Source organism: Candidatus Accumulibacter contiguus (assembly GCF_012940005.1).
In the GTDB taxonomy this organism is placed as follows: domain Bacteria; phylum Pseudomonadota; class Gammaproteobacteria; order Burkholderiales; family Rhodocyclaceae; genus Accumulibacter; species Accumulibacter contiguus.
On record NZ_SPMX01000036.1, the window covers coordinates 13,709 to 31,826 of the forward strand.

The 18,118-nt window shown below is 57.5% G+C and carries 11 protein-coding genes and 4 pseudogenes; 2 read left to right on the forward strand and 13 right to left on the reverse strand.

Translation table 11 applies throughout. From position 1 onward, the window contains the following. Nucleotides 1-15 precede the first annotated feature (15 nt). The 13 genes and pseudogenes from E4Q08_RS13015 to E4Q08_RS13070 form a co-directional block, all read right to left on the reverse strand. Entirely contained in the window at nucleotides 16-1,005 is a 990-nt protein-coding gene (locus E4Q08_RS13015) for a GNAT family N-acetyltransferase (RefSeq protein ID WP_169070690.1), read from the reverse strand. Then, nucleotides 1,002-2,204: an ABC transporter ATP-binding protein gene (locus E4Q08_RS13020; protein ID WP_169070691.1), complete on the reverse strand. Its 1,203-nt coding sequence runs from the start codon at nucleotides 2,202-2,204 to the stop codon at nucleotides 1,002-1,004. Before E4Q08_RS13020 ends, E4Q08_RS13015 begins: the two co-directional genes overlap by 4 nt. Further along, nucleotides 2,194-2,832 carry an ABC transporter permease gene (locus E4Q08_RS13025; protein WP_248594897.1) on the reverse strand — a complete coding sequence of 213 codons (639 nt, stop codon included), beginning with the start codon at nucleotides 2,830-2,832 and terminating at the stop codon, nucleotides 2,194-2,196. The genes E4Q08_RS13020 and E4Q08_RS13025 overlap by 11 nt, the downstream gene beginning before the upstream one ends. A gap of 213 nt (nucleotides 2,833-3,045) precedes the next feature. Continuing rightward, nucleotides 3,046-3,933 (reverse strand): glycosyltransferase family protein, encoded by an 888-nt coding sequence (locus E4Q08_RS13030; protein WP_169070692.1) that lies wholly within the window; start codon nucleotides 3,931-3,933, stop codon nucleotides 3,046-3,048. Then, nucleotides 3,854-4,210, reverse strand: coding sequence for a DUF2142 domain-containing protein (locus tag E4Q08_RS26150; protein WP_372703683.1), 357 nt, complete (start codon nucleotides 4,208-4,210; stop codon nucleotides 3,854-3,856). Before E4Q08_RS26150 ends, E4Q08_RS13030 begins: the two co-directional genes overlap by 80 nt. Further along, nucleotides 4,200-4,955 (reverse strand): annotated as a pseudogene (locus E4Q08_RS13035) (DUF2142 domain-containing protein); the annotation flags it as partial. The pseudogene E4Q08_RS13035 and the gene E4Q08_RS26150, both read right to left, overlap by 11 nt. Then, nucleotides 4,952-5,293, reverse strand: coding sequence for a DMT family transporter (locus E4Q08_RS13040; RefSeq protein ID WP_169070694.1), 342 nt, complete (start codon nucleotides 5,291-5,293; stop codon nucleotides 4,952-4,954). The gene E4Q08_RS13040 and the pseudogene E4Q08_RS13035, both read right to left, overlap by 4 nt. Next, nucleotides 5,290-6,000 (reverse strand): class I SAM-dependent methyltransferase, encoded by a 711-nt coding sequence (locus tag E4Q08_RS13045; RefSeq protein WP_169070695.1) that lies wholly within the window; start codon nucleotides 5,998-6,000, stop codon nucleotides 5,290-5,292. Before E4Q08_RS13045 ends, E4Q08_RS13040 begins: the two co-directional genes overlap by 4 nt. Beyond that, nucleotides 5,990-6,999, reverse strand: a pseudogene (locus E4Q08_RS13050) (glycosyltransferase family 2 protein). The gene E4Q08_RS13045 and the pseudogene E4Q08_RS13050 overlap by 11 nt, the downstream one beginning before the upstream one ends. 45 nt (nucleotides 7,000-7,044) lie before the next feature. Continuing rightward, the gene (locus E4Q08_RS13055) at nucleotides 7,045-7,905 is read right to left on the reverse strand and encodes a prepilin peptidase (protein ID WP_169070696.1); all 861 of its coding nucleotides are present in this window, start codon (nucleotides 7,903-7,905) and stop codon (nucleotides 7,045-7,047) included. Further along, nucleotides 7,905-9,144 (reverse strand): annotated as a pseudogene (locus tag E4Q08_RS13060) (type II secretion system F family protein). Before E4Q08_RS13060 ends, E4Q08_RS13055 begins: the two are co-directional and overlap by 1 nt. 13 nt (nucleotides 9,145-9,157) lie before the next feature. Then, nucleotides 9,158-10,871: pseudogene (gene pilB, locus E4Q08_RS13065) on the reverse strand (type IV-A pilus assembly ATPase PilB). Nucleotides 10,872-10,986: 115 nt separating this feature from the next. Continuing rightward, nucleotides 10,987-13,278 (reverse strand): NADP-dependent malic enzyme, encoded by a 2,292-nt coding sequence (locus tag E4Q08_RS13070; protein ID WP_169070697.1) that lies wholly within the window; start codon nucleotides 13,276-13,278, stop codon nucleotides 10,987-10,989. A gap of 253 nt (nucleotides 13,279-13,531) precedes the next feature. On the opposite strand from E4Q08_RS13070, the gene fusA reads away from it, so the two are divergent. After that, entirely contained in the window at nucleotides 13,532-15,580 is a 2,049-nt protein-coding gene (gene fusA, locus E4Q08_RS13075; protein ID WP_169070698.1) for an elongation factor G, read from the forward strand. A gap of 28 nt (nucleotides 15,581-15,608) precedes the next feature. Next, entirely contained in the window at nucleotides 15,609-18,080 is a 2,472-nt protein-coding gene (plsB, locus tag E4Q08_RS13080) for a glycerol-3-phosphate 1-O-acyltransferase PlsB (protein ID WP_169070699.1), read from the forward strand. Nucleotides 18,081-18,118: the final 38 nt, after the last annotated feature.

Consider the following 18,118-nt stretch of genomic DNA (forward strand, 5'->3'; position numbering starts at 1 on the left):
GTTGCCCTCACGTCGTCACAGGAAATCCGTGTCTCCCCCCACCCACCACCATTTCCGCCGGATGCCGTCCTCCTCAAGAAGCGTGGAAGCGCAGGGGATTCCCACCCAGGCGACAGTCGACTCCTCCGGTGAGCAGATTCCCAGGGATTCGCAGACCGCTGCGGAGGCCCATAGGGTCATCGTACGGGCGCCGGCTGCTGCCGCCCGGGTTTGCGCAATACGTGCAGCCAGGCCGATTTCCTCCGGAGGTCCGATCCAGTCCAGCCAATGAGCGAGTTCGCCCTGGATGCGCAGAACGAGAATACCGAATGTTCGCCGCGACCAGATGCGCTGAATCCGGTACAGGTGATAGACATATTCGGGCCGATCCAGGAAACGGTGTCGCAGGTAATCCGCATCCCGGCAGCCGGCGCTCAGACCAGGCAGGCCCTCCTGCATGAGCTGCCAAGCCTCGGTCGCAGCCTGTTCCAGATGCTCTGGTTCGAGGGGCGTGCAGCGCCAGCCCCAAGGTAGCTTGCCCGCCAGATCAGACCACTGCAGTGACTGTAGAGTCCCCTCATTCCAGCCCAGCCGCAGGGCGACAGCCAGCCGTACATGACGCTTGCTGCCAAAACCGAAGCCGATTCGGTAGGGTCGACCGCTGCCGATGCGCGACTCGTAGAAATGACTGGAGACCTGAAAGAACGGTCCGCGACGGGTCAACAGGCCTCGGACTTCGGGCGCGACCATGACATCGCCAAGCTGTATCGCGGCCACGGCTTTTCCTTCGTGCAGTAGGGTACGTGGTGTTCCTCCGCAGAGCGCCACCAGACGGCCATGCTCGTCCCAGAGGCCCGTCGCCTCCGCACCGCCATCGCCATACTTCCAGCGGAACCAGGCGGGAGTGGCGCCCGCGCTGAACACCCGGTTGTGCAGCGCCAATACGTCGGCCTGGTCTTCGAGAACGATATCCCGACGGCTGAAGGACAATTCGCCAATGCGCATGCTTTGGTCAAAATTCATCATGCCGTGAGCCATGCGTGCTTCAAGGTGACCACCCCCTGCTCAACGCCGTGCTGTGTCACATCGAGGCTGATGCTCTGGTCCGCCAGGTCATAGATGTGCAATCCCTTTTCACAGAACAGGTAGGAAGTGATCGAATAGCGCCCCTTGAGCAACGGCAAGGCCGGGAAGATCACCACACAGCGGCCATGCCCCTGTGCATCCATTGACAGCGTCACCCCGTCGTTATGCGAACTGGCGCTGGCCACGACCCTGTGCGCGGCATCACCGAAGACGACCGCCACACTGGGAGGAGGCAGGCTCGGGTCGATGGCGAACTCAATGGTGACCGAAAGCTCGCTCACCCCGGATACGGTGCTGACCCTGGTACCGCATACACCTTCCGCACAAGCGGTGGCCCGAATGATGCACCCCCCACCAGCGTGAGCCACGGGTCTGGCGCGCCCGGTCTCCTCGCCTCCGGCGGGACTTTCGAGGCTGGCAGCGTAGGCCGAGGTCACTTCTGCCGCAGGGCCTTGCATGCGCAAGCAGCCGTGCTCGATCCACAAGGCCCGGTGGCACAGCACCTCCACCGAGTAGATCGAGTGCGAGCAGAACAGGATGGTTTTGCCGGCATCCTTCATGCCCATGATGCGATCGAAGGACTTGCGTGCGAAGGCGCCATCCCCCACGGAGAGCGCCTCGTCTATCACCAGAATGTCCGGATCCACACTGGTCGCCACAGCGAAAGCCAGGCGAACGAACATCCCGCTGGAATAGGTTCTGACCGGTTGGTCGACGAAATCGCCGATGTCCGCAAAGGACAGAATGTCGTCCATGCGCTTATGCACTTCGTCGCTGTTCAGCCCGAGGATGGCGGCGTTGAAATAGACGTTTTCCCTGCCAGTGAAATTGGGATTGAAACCGGCGCCCAGTTCCAGCAGCGCTGCGACCCGCCCGCGCACCGCCAAGCTTCCCTCCGTCGGCTCCAGCGTACCGCAGATCATCTGTAGCAGGGTGGATTTTCCGGCACCGTTACGGCCCACCAGACCCACCACTTCCCCCGCCCGGATGGCAAGATCGACACCCCGCAACGCCCAGAACTCCTGGTGGTAGGAACGAAAACGGCCGAAAAGCAGTTGTTTCAGACGATCCGCCGGACGCTCGAACAAAGCGTAGCGCTTGCCGATTCCCTGCGCCTGAATGATGAGTTCAGAGGACATCAGCGAACTCATGTCGCGCCGCGCGGAAAAACATGGCCCCCAGCAGCGCCACGGCCAGGCTTTCGCCCATGACCAGGGTCAGGGAAGACCAGTCCGGCCAGCGACCATTCAGCACCACGTCCCGGGTGGCTTCCATGACCAATGCCAGGGGATTCAGATGCATCCAGGGGCGCCACAACGCAGGCAAGGATTCGAGTGGGTAGAATACCGGGCTGAGAAACATCAACAGGCTCACGACCACTCCCAGCAACTGATTGATGTCTTTCAGGAAAACCCCCAGCGCCGAGAACAGCCAGCCAACACCAAGAACCAGCGGCAGCAGCGGCAACCATACCAAGGGTAGACAAAGCAGGCTTACTGGCCAGCCATGGTGCATCCAGCCGCTCACGGCGATCAGAATGACCAGGGCGATGCCGAGGTGAAACAGCGCCGAAAATGCCAGAACCCAAGGCAGGATTTCCAACGGAAACACCACCTTCCGGACAAGATTGGGCTGCTCCGCCACCAGGCGAGGCGCACGCAGCAGGCATTCCGAAAAAAAAATTGAATACTGACAGACCCGCGTAGATATTGAGCGCAAAATCCAGGCCCGACTCTCCAGCGTTTCCCCATTGTGCCTTGAACACATGCCGAAAAACCAGCGTGTAAACCAGGAGAGACAGCAACGGCGTTACTACAGCCCAAATGGAGCCCAGTACCGACTCCTGATAACGAACAAGAACTTCGCGCTTCGCGAATTGATGGATCAGATCCACATGGCGCACGGGCCAGAAATACTCGGTCAATTTCTGTGTCATCAGGGAATTTTGGCCGACTCAGGCGCGGGCCATCGGCGGTCTCTTCAGCATCGAAGGGCCGGATTATATCGCACCAGTCGCAAGTGGACATTGATCGCGTGAGGCGCGTCGAAAAACGCTGACGCCATCAACCCCGGCTCCGGTCGGCCCGATGAGCGGATCAAAAAACGCGGGCATGCTTGCGTGTACCGTTTGCTGCCATTGCTGAATTCATATATCAGACAGGAAGATACAGGGCCTTTATCGTCATGAACTTCCCAGATGCTTATACCACCACCAGTCGAGAAAAGAATCTCGCCGGCGACATACGAACGATCATCCAGATCAAACCATCTGTACTGATTATCCGCAAGATCGGACAAATCAAAAGAGACTGTCAGGCCATCGCCCTCCTTGGTGGTCATCCGCAACTCGGCCGAACCCGAATTCTTTCGCATATGGGTGCCAAACATGACGGCGATTCTTTTCAATGGAGATGGCTTTTCCTTTTGTATTTGATGCATGCTCAGTGTAATTGATACACCTCTTGCCAGGGGAGGAGTGGCACGCATTTCAAGCTTTGCCATCTGCGGCTGTTCGGCAAAGAGATAATATCTGTCCAGCAACAAATTGCCTGTATTGAATAGGGAAAACAGGGAAAATGCGGCCAGCAGAGCGGGACCAACAGGTGACTCGCCCCCTGAACCGCAGTCCAGGGAATATGCAATCAGAAGAGCGGGAACGATGAAATAACGACCCTGAACACCATTAATGACGCTTGCCGGGTGTGCATTCCAGGTGACGAGAAGTGCAAGAAAAATCAGCAAGATTGAACAGAAAGCACAAATAACCAGGAGCAAGCTCACCAGCCATTCAGCCTCGATTCTTCTGAATGAGGTGGAAAAAATCGCCACCAGAAAAAAACAGGGCGTACAGCCATGTGTAAATGTCATCCGGGAATCGTGCATCGAGCCAACCCAAAATACCGAAGAAGGATTGCACGTAAAATCTTGCGAGATCCGCACTGGTGAGTGTTGCAATTAAAACCCTGACAAAAGAGGAGGGATTCGCAAGATAATAAAACAGTATTCTTGAAACAGGCAGGCCGGCGGCGAATCTGTGATCGACCGTGCTTTTGAATGCAACGGCCAGCCACAGAACGACAAGGATCGCGGCAACACCACCTGCAATCAGGCTTTTGTGGCTCTTGGTAAAAAAAAAAGGTTCCAAATATCAGAAGTATCAATGGCAACAAATGTACCCGGCAGCCAACGACAAGGATCACACTGCCGGTCAATACGGGCAGGAGCCAGGGTCTTGCCTGCTTCTTTTCCACGGCTATCCGCATGAATACGGAAATGGCCAATATCGAGACGGCAGTGGACAGGCCATCCAGACTGGCTGACGAGAACTGGAACAAACTCATCGGGATGACCAGAAGCGCAGCCACCAATGGAGACGGGGGATGAATCAGGAAGGCAATGGCAATGATTAGGGAGGCAAACACCAATACGAAAAATCGCGCAAGCCTATAGGATTGCTCAACCGAAACACCAAGCATTTCTCCAATGATCAAACCGGTTGCCTGTGGTGCATAAATCAGTGGAAAATAATAACCAGTACCCGGAGCTGGACTGAATTCCTTGGCTCCCGCCCATTGAATAGATTTTGCCTCATCGATCTCGTCAGCAGAGAGTTTTCTATCCGGATGAAACGGAACATTGCCATAGGAGCGCATGTAGGCCAACAAGCCGGTGTCGATCATGCCGCCCGATGAATTGCCCTCTGGCGAATCAAGAACGATCCGGCCCTGCGTCAATAAATAAGCGCGCTTGACATGATCAAACTCGTCCGGCGACTGAAATGGCGGGATGATTACGGATGACAGGAAACAGGCCAGAAATAATGCGACGGGGAACAGCAGCCACCCTCCATGCGCAGGAACATTCGCAGAAACAGGAGAAGAGCATTTCATGCTCTCACCGCAATGATGATCCCCAGCATGATCAGTGCAACACCGATGAAATATTGTGCCTGGAATCGTTCACCGAAAACAAGGTGGCTACCGATCGGGACCAGAACGAATGCCAGTGCCATCAGCGGATATACACGCCCGAGTTCGACTTTCTGCAGAATCCATACCCAGGCGACGGATGTGATTCCATAAAGACACATCGCGGCAACAAGCGCGGTGGCTGCTTTGGGTGAAAACAGGGAACTGCTTGCGCTCAATGCGGCAGCGCTAACCTTGAACAAGATCTGCCCGACCGCCAGAGCTACGACGCACAGGACGGCAATCGCATATACGGTCATTGAGCGACCTCCTGATTATTGATGACTGCATGAAATGCAAAAAACAGATTCAAATCAATGGATGGGACAGGGAATGGCCACCATGCTTCCTTGGCATCTGGGAAATAGTGGCGCAAGAGCGCGACGAGATTATTGCATGGATTTACATGCTCCCTGGCCATGATATAGTCGTATGGAATTCCCTGTGCAAGCGCATTCCTGCGAGGTCCCAGATGCCTTCCCAGCCGCCAGGCCAGCCCCGGATCCGTGGGAATCAGAATCGACAGAACACCTCCGGGTTTGAGAACCCTGCGCCACTCTTTCAGTACGAGGTGGGGATGGTAGATATGCTCCAGGACATGCGTGGCCACCAGCCGGTCAAAAGTGTGCTCCGGATAATCCAGCTTGCTGCCTGTTTGAGCCACGAATCCCAATTTCCCCGCGTGCATTCCGGCAAGTTTATTCCTGGCAACTTCCAGTGTTTTCTGGTCCGGATCGGAAAGTATGTATTCATCAAATCCGTGACGTACGTAGGGAAGATGTTCGCCGGTACCTGCGCCAATTTCAATAATGCGACTAAAATTCGTGCACTCATTATATTCGTTTTCTACAAGCTTGTGACTTGCCCGCATCACCGCAGACTGGAGCGGGCTCGAATAGTTTGCGTCATCATAAACTTCCGAAAATCTTTCCCTGTATTCGATCCATTCCTTATCCTCACTTTGCATCCTGTACTCCACTTGCCTTCGCATCCAGGTATCGATTTCTTTTTAGCAGGTGAAAGGGCTTGCTCGGAACCGACCGGATGTCGTAGCCCAGAAAAGCCAATACCAGTTGCAGCCCGACAATTACCGGCAGAGCCGAGAGCATTACTGTTCCTGCTGACGAAGGCTGACCCGAGCTTATGGAATTCATCCATTGACAGGAACCGAATATGCTTCCAAACAAGAACATGGCGACCCCGAGAGGAAGCTCGATCGATGCAATCGACATCCCTCTGAGATAATAGCTGTAAAAAATTCTCTTGGCAAAATTACGGCAGTGCTTGACAAAAAAATTCTCCAATCACTCTGGATATCTGAAGATTGCTCACCTCCTCACCATATCTGGCCTTCATCGGAATGTCCACAACCACGGCACGCAGGATATTGAGCCGAAAAAGCATGTCGGTTTCGAAAAAAATAGCGACGGCTTATCTTGTTTAATGGCAGATGTCGAAGCACATCTCGATGGATCGCGGTGTAGCCATTGGTTGGATCAAACACATCCCAGTATCCGGAAGAAATCTTGGTCATGAAAGACAAGGTCGCGTTACCGAGCAAGCGGATTTTCGGCATTGCACCGATCTCTTCCAGGTCAAAAAAACGATTCCCCTTGGTGTAGTCCGCCTCACCCTCCAGAATGGGCGAAACAAAATCAGGAATCAGCGCCGGATCCATCTGGCCATCACCATCCAGCTTGACGATGACATCCATTTCATCAGCAATCGCCGCCCGGTAGCCCGTCATTACCGCGCCACCCACCCCTTGATTTTCACGGTGACGGATGACCATAATACGCGCATCATTACAATTCTTTTCTACAAGATCACCAGAACCATCGGGACAGCAATCATCAACCACATAGATTCGGCTTACTTCTGGACCAATTGCCGCAATTACACCGAGTATGCCATGGATTACCTTGTAACTGGGTATCACCACTGCAACCTTGGGGTTTGTCTTCATCGGTGATTTCCCCCCTATTCGTTCCGAGAAAGCTCCGTCGAAAGACTACAACAGACCAATGTAGGCCCGAGTCAGAGGTTTTCCGTAAAACAGCGCCAGCATCCCCGCTACCGCCAGGTACGGGCCGAAGGGAATCGGTACGCTTCGGCCACGTTTGTTCACCACCATCAGGGTAATGCCGACCACGGCACCGAGCAGTGACGAAAGCAGAATGGTCAAGGGCAGCATCTGCCATCCGAGCCAGGCACCCAGCGCCGCAAGCAGCTTGAAATCACCGTAGCCCATACCCTCCTTGCCCGTCGTCAGTTTGAATGTCCAGTAAACCAGCCAGAGCGAGAGATAACCGGCGGCCGCGCCGATCACTGCCGATGGCAGGTCGACGAAGGTAGCAGACAGATTGAACAGCAAGCCAGCCCAGAGCAAGGGCAAGGTAATCGAGTCCGGCAGCAACTGGGTATCCACATCGATACCGGTCAGCGCGAGCAGGCACCAGATCAGCAGCATCGCACCTGCTGCAGCCCAGGCGTAGCCAAAATGAAACGCGGCAAATGCACACAACAGGCTGCTGGCTATCTCGACCAGCGGGTAACGCGGAGAGATCGGCGCATGGCAGGCTGAACAGCGACCGCGCAAGAACAACCAGCTCAGGACTGGAATATTCTCGATAACGGTAATTGCATGCCCACAGGCCGGGCAACGCGAGCGAGGCTTGAGCAGCGAGAGCGTTTCATTGTCGGCAGGCTTTTCGCCTCTGAGTTCTGCACAGTGGGTACGCCACTCGACCTCCATCATCTTGGGCAAACGATGAATGACGACGTTGAGAAAGCTGCCGACCAGCAGTCCGAGAACACCACAGAGGAAGATGAACAGGGTCGGCTCCAAATCGGAAGTCAATGCGGACAGCATTATCCGACCACAGCGCCCAGTTTGAAGATCGGCAGATACATGGCGATCACCATACCGCCGATCAACACCCCCAGAACGACCATGATGATGGGTTCCATGAGGCTGGACAGCGCCTCGACCGCGTCATCCACCTCTGCCTCGAAGAAATCGGCAACCTTGCCGAGCATGGAATCGAGGGCGCCGGATTCCTCGCCAATGGCCACCATCTGATTCACCATGTTCGGAAAGAGTTCGCTGCTCTGCATCGCTGCGGTGAGACTGGTGCCGATACTCACCTCGCTCTGGATCTTCCTGGTCGCCACCTTGTAAACATAGTTTCCAGCAGCACCGCCGACCGAGTCGAGCGATTCGACCAAGGGGACGCCGGCCGCGAACATGGTGGCCAGCGTGCGTGTCCAGCGGGCGATGACCGACTTGCGAATGATGTCGCCAAAAACAGGTATGCGCAGAAACATGCGGTCGAAAGCGATCTGCATGACTTCCGATCGCTTCCAGGTATAAAAAAAAAGCATAGATCGAGCCGCCGATACCCCCAAAGATCGCCCACCACCAGGCAATGACAAAATCCGACATGGCGATCACCACCAGAGTTGGCGCCGGGAGGTCGGCACCGAAACTCTTGAAGACCTCCTTGAATGCGGGAATCACGAAGATCATGATCACCGCGGTAATAATGAAGGCGACGAGGATGATGGCCACCGGATAGAACAGAGCGGCCTTGATTTTCGCCTTGATGGCGATCATTTTTTCCTTGTAGGTGGCCAGACGATCCAGAAGGGTTTCGAGAATACCCGCCTGTTCGCCGGCAGCCACCAGGTTGCAATACAAGTTGTCGAATTGTAGGGGATACTTCCGGAATGCTTGCGAAAGCGAACTGCCGGTTTCGACATCCGACTTGATATCCAGCAGCAGCTTGCCAACCGCCGGATTATCGTGCCCCCGACCGACGATCTCGAAAGTCTGGAGCAGCGGCACGCCGGCTTTCATCATCGTCGCCAATTGGCGGGTAAACAGCGTGATATCCTTTTCGGAAATCTGCCGTCCACCCTTGAAACGCTGCTTCGAAATCTTGCTGACCAGAATCCCCTGCCGCCGCAGCGTCGCCTGAACCACAGTCTGGCTGGAAGCACGTTGCTCTCCACGGACAACCTTTCCAAGCTTGTTCTTCCCCTCCCAGAGAAAAACATATTCCTTGACTTCCGACGCGATCTTCTTGGTGGATTTTGCTGCGGTCGCCATGCTTACCTCTTTTTCAAGCGTTGGTGCTGCCGAGAACCTCATCAAGAGAGGTCAGCCCTTGCATGACCTTCAGCAAGCCGGAACGACGCAGATCATTGACACCTTCCCTTCGGGCCTGGGCCGCAATATCCAGTTCGGTTCCATTGGCCATGATGATGCGCTGAATTGCCTCGGTCACCGGCATCACCTCGTAGAGTCCGACGCGTCCCTTATAACCGCTTCCCTTGCAGCGTTCGCATTCTCCCGGGCCGTATAAGGTCCAGCTCCCATCAAGATCACTTTCCAGGAACCCGGCATTGAGCAGTGTCTCGATCGGCGCATCGAGAGGTTTCTTGCACGTACAGAGCCGACGAACCAGCCTTTGGGCAGTGATCAGCAGGATGCTCGCGGCCAGATTGAAAGTCGGAATACCCATGTTCATCAGGCGAGTCAGGGTTGCCGGCGCATCATTGGTGTGCAGGGTCGACAGAACCATGTGCCCGGTTTGCGCTGCCTTGATCGCGATCTCTGCGGTTTCGATGTCACGGATTTCGCCGACCATGATGATGTCCGGATCCTGACGGAGAAAAGCCTTGAGGGCTATCGGAAAAGTCAGCCCGGCCTTGTCATCGACGTTCACCTGATTGACTCCCGGCAAGGGAATTTCGGCAGGGTCTTCAGCTGTCGAGATGTTGACCCCCGGTTTGTTCAGGATGTTCAGACAGGTGTACAGCGAGACCGTTTTCCCTGAACCCGTGGGACCGGTCACCAGGATCATCCCGTAAGGGCGATGAATGGCGTCAAGCAACACCGCTCTCTGCTCGGGTTCATACCCCAGGGCATCAATCCCCATGGTGGCACTAGCCGGGTCGAGAATCCGCAAAACGATCTTCTCGCCGTACATCGTCGGCAGGGTACTGACACGGAAGTCGATCGATCGATTCTTCGAAAGTACCAGCCGCATGCGGCCGTCCTGGGGCACACGTTTTTTCGGCAATGTTCAGGCGCGAAATCACCTTGATACGGGAAGCAATCTTCTCCTTGATGACCAGTGGCGGCGCGGCCACTTCCCGCAAAATGCCGTCAGAGCGAAAGCGGATGCGATAGTTTTTCTCGTAGGGTTCAAAATGAATGTCTGATGCACCTTCATTGATAGCATCGAGCATCATTTTTTGAATGAACCGGACGACCGGAGCGTCATCGACCTCAAGGTTTGCGACCTCTTCCTTCTCCTGGCTTTGCTCGTCGGTGAACTCGAGATTGATGTCCTCGTTACTTAAACCCTTCAGGGCTTCGTCGGCCGTTTCGGCTATCTTCGTGACCAGAGGAATGAGCTTGTTTTCCTCAACGATCACCGGGTCAACCGTCAACCCGGTCTGAAAGCGTATCTCGTCCAGCGCACGCAGATTGGTCGGGTCCGCGATGGCAACCGCCAGGCGATTGCCGCGCTTGTGCAGTGGTACGACCTGGTGGGTCGCGATCAGCTTTCGGTCAATCGCATTTTTCTGGATGTTCGCGTCGTCGAAGGCAGACAGATCAAGCAGCGGAAAACCGAACTTGTCCGACGCAAAACGCGCCAATTCAAGGAAGGTCGCCTTCTTCGCGCCGACCAGCTGTTCGATTAACGAAGTCTTCTTGGCAGTGGCTTGCGCAAGCAGGGACTCTGCCTCGGCTTCCTTGATTCGGCCAGCTTGTACCAGCGCACGGGCAAGCCCGCTGAGCGGTGATTGTTGCGGATTGGCTGCCATTGTTCGCGATAGGACTCTACTATGCTTGGTTAACCATCAGGTCCCGACCATACCGAGTTTGCCAACCTGATGATGCATTGGCTGAGCGTGTTTGTAAAGAAGGGAGTGTGCGTCCCTACTTGCTGGCTGCGTCCACCACGACCAGGGCGGTCATGTTCACCACCCGGCGAACGGTCGAGGTGGGCCCAAGCACATGTACTGGCCGTGCCGCTCCAAGCAGGATCGGGCCGACAGCCATACCGTCACTGCCGGTCATTTTGAGCAGGTTGAAGGAGATGTTGGCAGCGTCCAGGTTTGGCATCACCAGTACGTTGGCCTCACCGGTAAGTGGCGATTGTGGGTCAAATTGCTTGCGTATCTCCGCTGAGAGAGCGCTGTCACCGCGCATTTCTCCGTCAACTTCCAGATCAGGCGCCTTGGCACGCACAATCGCCACAGCCTCGGCCACCTTGCGGGCTGAAGTGCTCCGCGACGATCCGAAGTTGGAATGCGACAGCATCGCCAGCTTGGGCCGGATCTTGAAACGGCGCACTTCTTCCACGGCCATGAAGGCGATTTCGGCCAGTTGCTCGGCATCAGGATTTTCGTTGACATGCGTGTCGCAGATGAACATGGCGCGACCAGGCAGCAAGAGATGCGCCATTGCCGCCATCGTCTTGCAGCCCGGCGCTTTGCCGATGATCTCGTCAACGTGTCGCAGATGATGCAGAAAACGGCCGGTAAGGCCGCAGATCATTCCATCGGCGTAGCCGAGCTTGAGCAACATGGCGCCGATGATCGTGTTATCGCTGCGCAGGCGTGTCTTGGCAATGTCGATCGTCACGCCCTGGCGCTTTCTGAGCTGATGATAGGCCGTCCAGCATTCCTTGTAGCGATGATCACTGTTCGGGTCGACGACCTCGAAATCTGTGCCTACCCGCAATTTCGAGCCAATCCTTTCCAGTCGTGCCATGATGACATCGGGACGGCCAATCAATATGGGGCGTGTCAAGCCTTCATCGAGAATGATCTGCACGGCGCGCAACAGGCGTTCCTCCTCACCATCGGGATAGACGATGCGCGTCCTTCGTCCCCGCTTGGCGGCCGAGAACACTGCGCGCATGCCAACCCCGGTCTGGTAGACGAACTCCTTGAGCTTTTCCCGGTAAGCGGCCATATCCGCAATTGGCCTGGTCGCAATACCGGAATCCATCGCCGCCTGCGCCACGGCCGGCGCGATGATGGTGATCAGGCGCGGATCGAAGGGCTTGGGGATCAGGTATTCCGGACCGAACGAGAGTTCCTCACCGGGATAGGCCATCCCCACTTCGGCACTCACCTCTTCCTCGGCCATCGCCGCCAGGGCCCTGACACAGGCCATTTTCATCTGCTCATTGATGCGTGTTGCGCCCACATCGAGTGCGCCGCGGAAAATGAACGGGAAACACAGGACATTATTGACCTGGTTGGCATAGTCCGATCGACCGGTCGCCATGATCACGTCGGGACGAACCTCGCGGGCAAGCTCGGGCATGATTTCCGGCGTCGGGTTGGCCAGAGCGAAAACGATCGGCTGCTTGGCCATGCGGGCGAGCATCTCCGGTTCGAGTGCGCCCGCGGCAGAGAGTCCGAGGAAGACGTCGGCACCGTCGATCGCCTCGTAGAGCGTGCGGGCCTCGGTTTCGCGCGCATAGGCCGCTTTTGTCGGTTCCATGTCGGGGTCGCGGCCGGCGTAGATCACCCCTTTCGAGTCGCAAACGGTGATGTTCTCGTGCCGTACGCCCAGATCGCACCAGAGATTGAGGCAGGAGATCGCGGCAGCACCCGCTCCGGAGCAGACCACTTTCACTTCGCCGATCGCCTTGCCGGTCACCTTGAGTGCGTTCAGGATCGCTGCCGATGAAATGATTGCCGTGCCGTGCTGGTCGTCGTGAAAGACCGGAATCGACATCCTCTCCTTGAGCTTGGCTTCGATGTAGAAGCACTCAGGGGCCTTGATGTCTTCGAGATTGATGCCCCCCAGCGTCGGCTCCATCGCAGCGATCATGTCGATCAGCTTGTCCGGGTCGCTCTCGGCCAGTTCAATGTCAAAGACATCAATCCCGGCGAATTTCTTGAATAGACAACCCTTGCCCTCCATCACCGGTTTGGCCGCCAGAGGACCGATATTCCCCAGGCCGAGCACGGCAGTACCATTGGTAATGACGCCCACCAGATTGGCTCGCGAGGTGTACCAGCTGACCGCAGCCGGGTCATCAACGATGGCATGGCAGGCATAGGCAACACCTGGAGAATAGGCGAGTGCCAGGTCGAGCTGATTACTCAAGCCCTTGGTGGGCTGGACGGCGATCTTGCCTGGAGTCGGATAGCGGTGATATTCGAGGGCAGCCTCGCAAAGATCAGCTTTTGGGGGATTATTCTTTTCCATGTTGCCTCCTGACACGGTGTTCGTCGACGTAAAAGCCCGCTACTTTAGCCGACTCAACCGGAGAACACAAAACTGATGTGATCTGCAATGGCGATGTCGACCGGTTTTGTGCGCCAGAGTTCGGAAGCGACACCACGACGAGCAAGCGCTGCGGCTGTCGCGGGGGTAAAATGCTGAACGCACGCGCAGCCAACATACCATGGGGTTATTTCTGCAGCTGCGGCTTGCGTTCGACTTGAATGGGAGATGATGAATGGGCCAGACCGCCACCAGTAACCTTCGCACTGTTGCTCTCGTCGGCCACGGTGCCGCCGGCAAAACGACGCTTGCCGAAAGCCTGCTCGCCGCAGCCGGCGCCATCAGCAGCCGGGGCGCCGTCGAAAAGGGCAACACGGTTTGTGATTTCGATGCGCAAGAGAAGGAGTTTGGCCACTCGCTGAATTCAGCGCTGGCGAGTTTTTCCTGGCAAGGAGTGTTGATCCATTTGCTCGATACGCCGGGCTTTCCCGACTTCGCCGGACAGGCGATTGCCGCGCTCGCCGCCGTGGACACGGCACTGGTGGTGATCAATGCACAAAACGGCATCGAGCTCTCGAGCGAACGTATGATGAAGCTGGCCGCAGCTCGCAGCGTTTGCCGGATGATCGTGATCAACAAGATCGACGCGGAGAACGTCAATCTTCCGGCACTGGTCGGCGAGATCCGTGAGCGTTTCGGTCGTGAATGCATGTTGCTTGACCTGCCAGCCAGACAGGGCAGTGAAGTCGTCGAGCTGCTCGGCCATGACGATGGCGAAAGCGATTTCGAATCCGTGGCAGCAGCGCACCGTGCGCTGATCGACCAGATCGTCGAGGAAGACGAGGATCTGCTGGCAAAGTACCTCGACGACGGTGTCGATCCGACTCCGGACGAATTGCACCTGCCATTCGAGAGGGCTCTGCGTGCCGGCCACCTGATTCCGATTCTCTTCGTTTCGGCAAAGACCGGAGCCGGAATCCCGCAATTGCTCGACGTTCTCGCCAGACTCGCGCCCAATCCGGCGGAGGGTAACCCGCCGCCCTTTTATCGCGGCGAACCAGGCGGGCCGGTCGTGCCCTTCGCAGCCGAACCCGATCCGCAGAAGCACGTGTTGGCGCACGTCTTCAAGATCGTCAGCGACCCCTTCATCGGCAAAGTAGGGGTATTCCGCGTGCATCAGGGAACGATCAGGAAAGATTCGCAGCTCTTCGTCGGCGATGGCAAGCGTCCGTTCAAGGTCGGCCACATCTATCGCCTGCAGGGGAAGGATTATGTCGAGGTCGAAACACTGGTACCTGGCGACCTGGGTGCAATTGCCAAGGTCGAGGAAATCGAGTTCGACTGCGTACTGCACGACTCGCATGACGAAGACCACATTCATCTGCAGCCACTCGAGTTCCCGCTGCCGATGCACGGTCTGGCCGTGCATGCGCGGCGCAAGGCCGACGAACAGCGGCTGTTCGAGATCCTGCACAAACTCGAAGTCGAGGACCCCTGCTTCCGGATCGAACGGCATCCGACGACCAACGAGACGGTGATTCGCGGCATCGGCGAAATGCATCTGCGCGCCAAACTGACGCGCCTGGCACAGCAGTACAAGCTGGAACTCGACACCAAGCCGCCGCAGATTGCTTATCGTGAAGCGATTACCGGTTCGGCCGAAGGGCACTGCCGGCACAAGAAACAGAGTGGTGGCGCGGGCCAGTTCGGCGAAGTAATGCTGCGAATCGAGCCACTCGAACGGGGGGCCGGCTTCGAGTTCGTCGATATCGTCAAAGGCGGGGTGATCCCTGGTGTCTTCATGGCGGCAGTCGAGAAAGGCGTTCGCCAGGCGCTTGCCGATGGCGTCGTTGCCGGCTTCCCGGTGGAGGATCTGCGCGTCACCGTGTACGACGGCAAGACACATCCGGTTGACGGCAAGGACATCGCCTTTTTCATGGCCGCCAAGAAGGCAACGGTCGAGGCGATTCGTGCCGCCAGACCGATCATCCTCGAACCAGTCGTCGACATCGAAATCCTCGCACCGGAAGCGGTCACCGGTGACGTCACTGGCGACCTTTCCAGCAAACGCGGTCATCTCACCGGCACCCAACCACGTGCTCCGGGCGTCATGGCGATTACCGGTCAGGCACCGCTGGCCGAACTCGAGAGCTACCAGTCGCGCCTCAAGTCACTGACCGGCGGACAGGGCTCGTACAGCATCGCCTTCTCGCACTACGCCCAGGTACCGCCGGCGACACAACAGCAACTGGCGGCGCAGCACAAGGTCGTCGAGGAGGAGTAGGCAAGAAATCAGGACGAGCAGCGTCGTCGTGGGCGAGGTCTTCAAGGTCTCCAACTGGTTCATTCCGCTGGCGCGACGCCTGCTCTACGCCTGGGTACGAACCTCGGTTTTTCCGGAAAATCTGCAGGCTGTGGGACTCGACCCGACGATGCCGGTCTGTTACGTCCTGCAGGACAGGCATCTCTCGAACCTGCTGGTGCTCTTCGAGGAATCGCGCCGAGCCGGCTTGCCGCGCGCAGAGGTGCCGATGGCGCTGGGCGGACAGCGGCTGCCCCGCTCATTCTTCTTTCTCAACCGTGACCGCAGCCTCGCCGGCAGAGCACGCGACGGCAACAATTACTCCCCATTGCTGGCGAGCCTGATGCACCAGGCAGTCGCCGACCCGACGCTCGACGTCCAGCTGGTACCGGTGGTCATCCTCTGGGGACGCAGTCCTGACACCCAGGATTCCGTCCTCAAAGCGCTGTTCTCCGAAACCTGGCGTCCGCCTGGCGCATGGCGGCAATTGCTGGCAATTCTGCTGCATGGTCGCAATGTCCTGGTGCGCTACAACACGCCCATTTCGCTGCGCAATCTGCTGCAGGGAGGACTGGGTGAGGAGCAGGCACTACGCAAGCTGTCGCGCGTCTTGCGGGTACATTTTCGCCGCCAGCGCCAGATGGCCATCGGACCCGACCTCTCGCACCGCAACACCCAGGTGGATGCGGTGCTCGCCGGCGAACAGGTTCGCGCGGCGATCATTAGCGAAGCCGCGACACAAGGCATCCCGCTCGGCGAGGCTAAAGCAAGGGCCGTCCACTTCGCGCTGGAGATCGCTTCCGATTACTCCTACGGGGTTCTGCGCGCCCTGGAACTATTCCTTTCCTGGTTGTGGACTCGTCTCTACGACGGCATCCAGCTGCATCACTTCGACGTCGTCACCCGCATCGCCTCCGGACATGAAATCGTTTATGTCCCCTGCCACCGCAGCCACATCGATTACCTGCTGCTGTCCTACATCATCGTCCGCCAGGGGTTGACGCCACCTCACATCGCCGCCGGTGCCAACCTCAATCTGCCGATCGTCGGATCGCTGCTACGCCGCGGCGGCGCCTTCTTCCTGCGCCGCAGCTTCAAGGGTGAGCCGTTGTATGCTGCCGTATTCCACGAATACCTGCACCTGATGCTCGCGCGCGGCTTCCCGATCGAGTACTTCATCGAAGGCGGGCGCAGCCGCAGCGGCAGGATGTTGACGCCCAAGGCAGGCATCCTCGGCATGACCGTGCAGAGCTTCATCCGCGAACACGCGCGACCGCTGGTGTTCGTACCGGTATACATTGGTTACGAGAAGCTGATGGAGGGGCACACCTATCTCGGTGAACTGGCAGGCAAACCCAAGCAAGGTGAATCACTGTGGGGCATCCTGAAGAGCGTGCGCAGTATCAAGCGGGTTTTTGGCCAGGTGCATGTGAACGTTGGCGAACCGCTGCCGCTAGCCGGTTTTCTGGATGCCCATCACCCGGGCTGGAGAGAGGAAGACTCCACCAGCGAATCGTCATGGTCGCGCACCGCCACGCGCGCCGCGGCAGCCGAACTCGCCAAACGGATCAACGCCGCGGCAGTTCTCAATCCAATCAACCTGATTGCTCTCGCGCTGCTGGCGACACCCAAGCATACCGCGGACGAGCGCGCCCTGCTGCGGATGATCGAGCACTACCAGGCGCTCGCCAGAGATGCCCCGTATGCGCCGACAACCATCGCCTGCGGACTTGCAGCACAAGAAATCGTGGCCTACGCCGAGCGACTTGCCGTCGTCGAACGCTTTGCCGATCCGCTAGGAGATCTGATCCGGGTTGGCAACGAACAGGCACCCCTGCTCGCCTATTTTCGCAACAACGTCCTGCACCTGTTTGCCTTGCCAGCAGTTCTCGCCTGCCTGCTGAGCCATAACCGCCACCTCGATGGCGCGCGCGTGGCACGGGCAGTGGGCGGCATTTGCACCCTGATGCGAGCAGAACTGTTTCTGCGCTGGCCTCTCGACGACCTGGCGACAGCCACCGAAGAGGTCATTGGCGTGCTCGTCAGGCGCGGCCTGCTGGGTCGCTCGGAAGTCTCGGGAAGGCTCGTTGCGCCGGAGCCCGTCAGTCAGGAATTTGCCGAACTACACCTGCTCGGAGAAACCATTCGCCCATTGCTGGAACGTCACTTCCTTACGCTGTCGCTGCTGCAACGGCATGGGACGGGCCAATTGACTCGCCAGGCACTCGAAAACCACTGCCATCTGCTGGCGCAGCGGCTATCCCTGCTCTACGAGTTCAATACGCCGGAGTTTCCTGAGAAGGCGACCTTCTCTGCCTTCATCGCCAACCTGATCGAAGCGGAATTCCTGCGCGAGGACGAAAATGAACTGCTGCATTTTGACGAGCGTCTGATGACCCCGCTGACCCATTCCGAACTCGTCCTCTCGGTCGAGGCCAGGCGAGCCATCCGGCGCATCGCACGCGCCGGGGTGAGCCGTTAATCGGAAAGTCGCTCCGCGACTTTCCCGGTAAGGCAACA

Excerpts from the sequence above, each read along its gene's own strand:
- E4Q08_RS13070 (WP_169070697.1), bottom strand. The coding sequence starts at position 13,278 with ATGGAAAAGAATAATCCCCCAAAAGCTGATCTTTGCGAGGCTGCCCTC.
- E4Q08_RS13040 (WP_169070694.1), bottom strand. The coding sequence starts at position 5,293 with ATGACCGTATATGCGATTGCCGTCCTGTGCGTCGTAGCTCTGGCGGTC.
- E4Q08_RS13030 (WP_169070692.1), bottom strand. The coding sequence starts at position 3,933 with ATGACATTTACACATGGCTGTACGCCCTGTTTTTTTCTGGTGGCGATT.
- E4Q08_RS13045 (WP_169070695.1), bottom strand. The coding sequence starts at position 6,000 with ATGCAAAGTGAGGATAAGGAATGGATCGAATACAGGGAAAGATTTTCG.
- E4Q08_RS13055 (WP_169070696.1), bottom strand. The coding sequence starts at position 7,905 with ATGCTGTCCGCATTGACTTCCGATTTGGAGCCGACCCTGTTCATCTTC.
- fusA (WP_169070698.1), top strand. The coding sequence starts at position 13,532 with ATGGGCCAGACCGCCACCAGTAACCTTCGCACTGTTGCTCTCGTCGGC.
- E4Q08_RS13015 (WP_169070690.1), bottom strand. The coding sequence starts at position 1,005 with ATGATGAATTTTGACCAAAGCATGCGCATTGGCGAATTGTCCTTCAGC.
- E4Q08_RS13025 (WP_248594897.1), bottom strand. The coding sequence starts at position 2,832 with ATGTGTTCAAGGCACAATGGGGAAACGCTGGAGAGTCGGGCCTGGATT.
- E4Q08_RS13020 (WP_169070691.1), bottom strand. The coding sequence starts at position 2,204 with ATGTCCTCTGAACTCATCATTCAGGCGCAGGGAATCGGCAAGCGCTAC.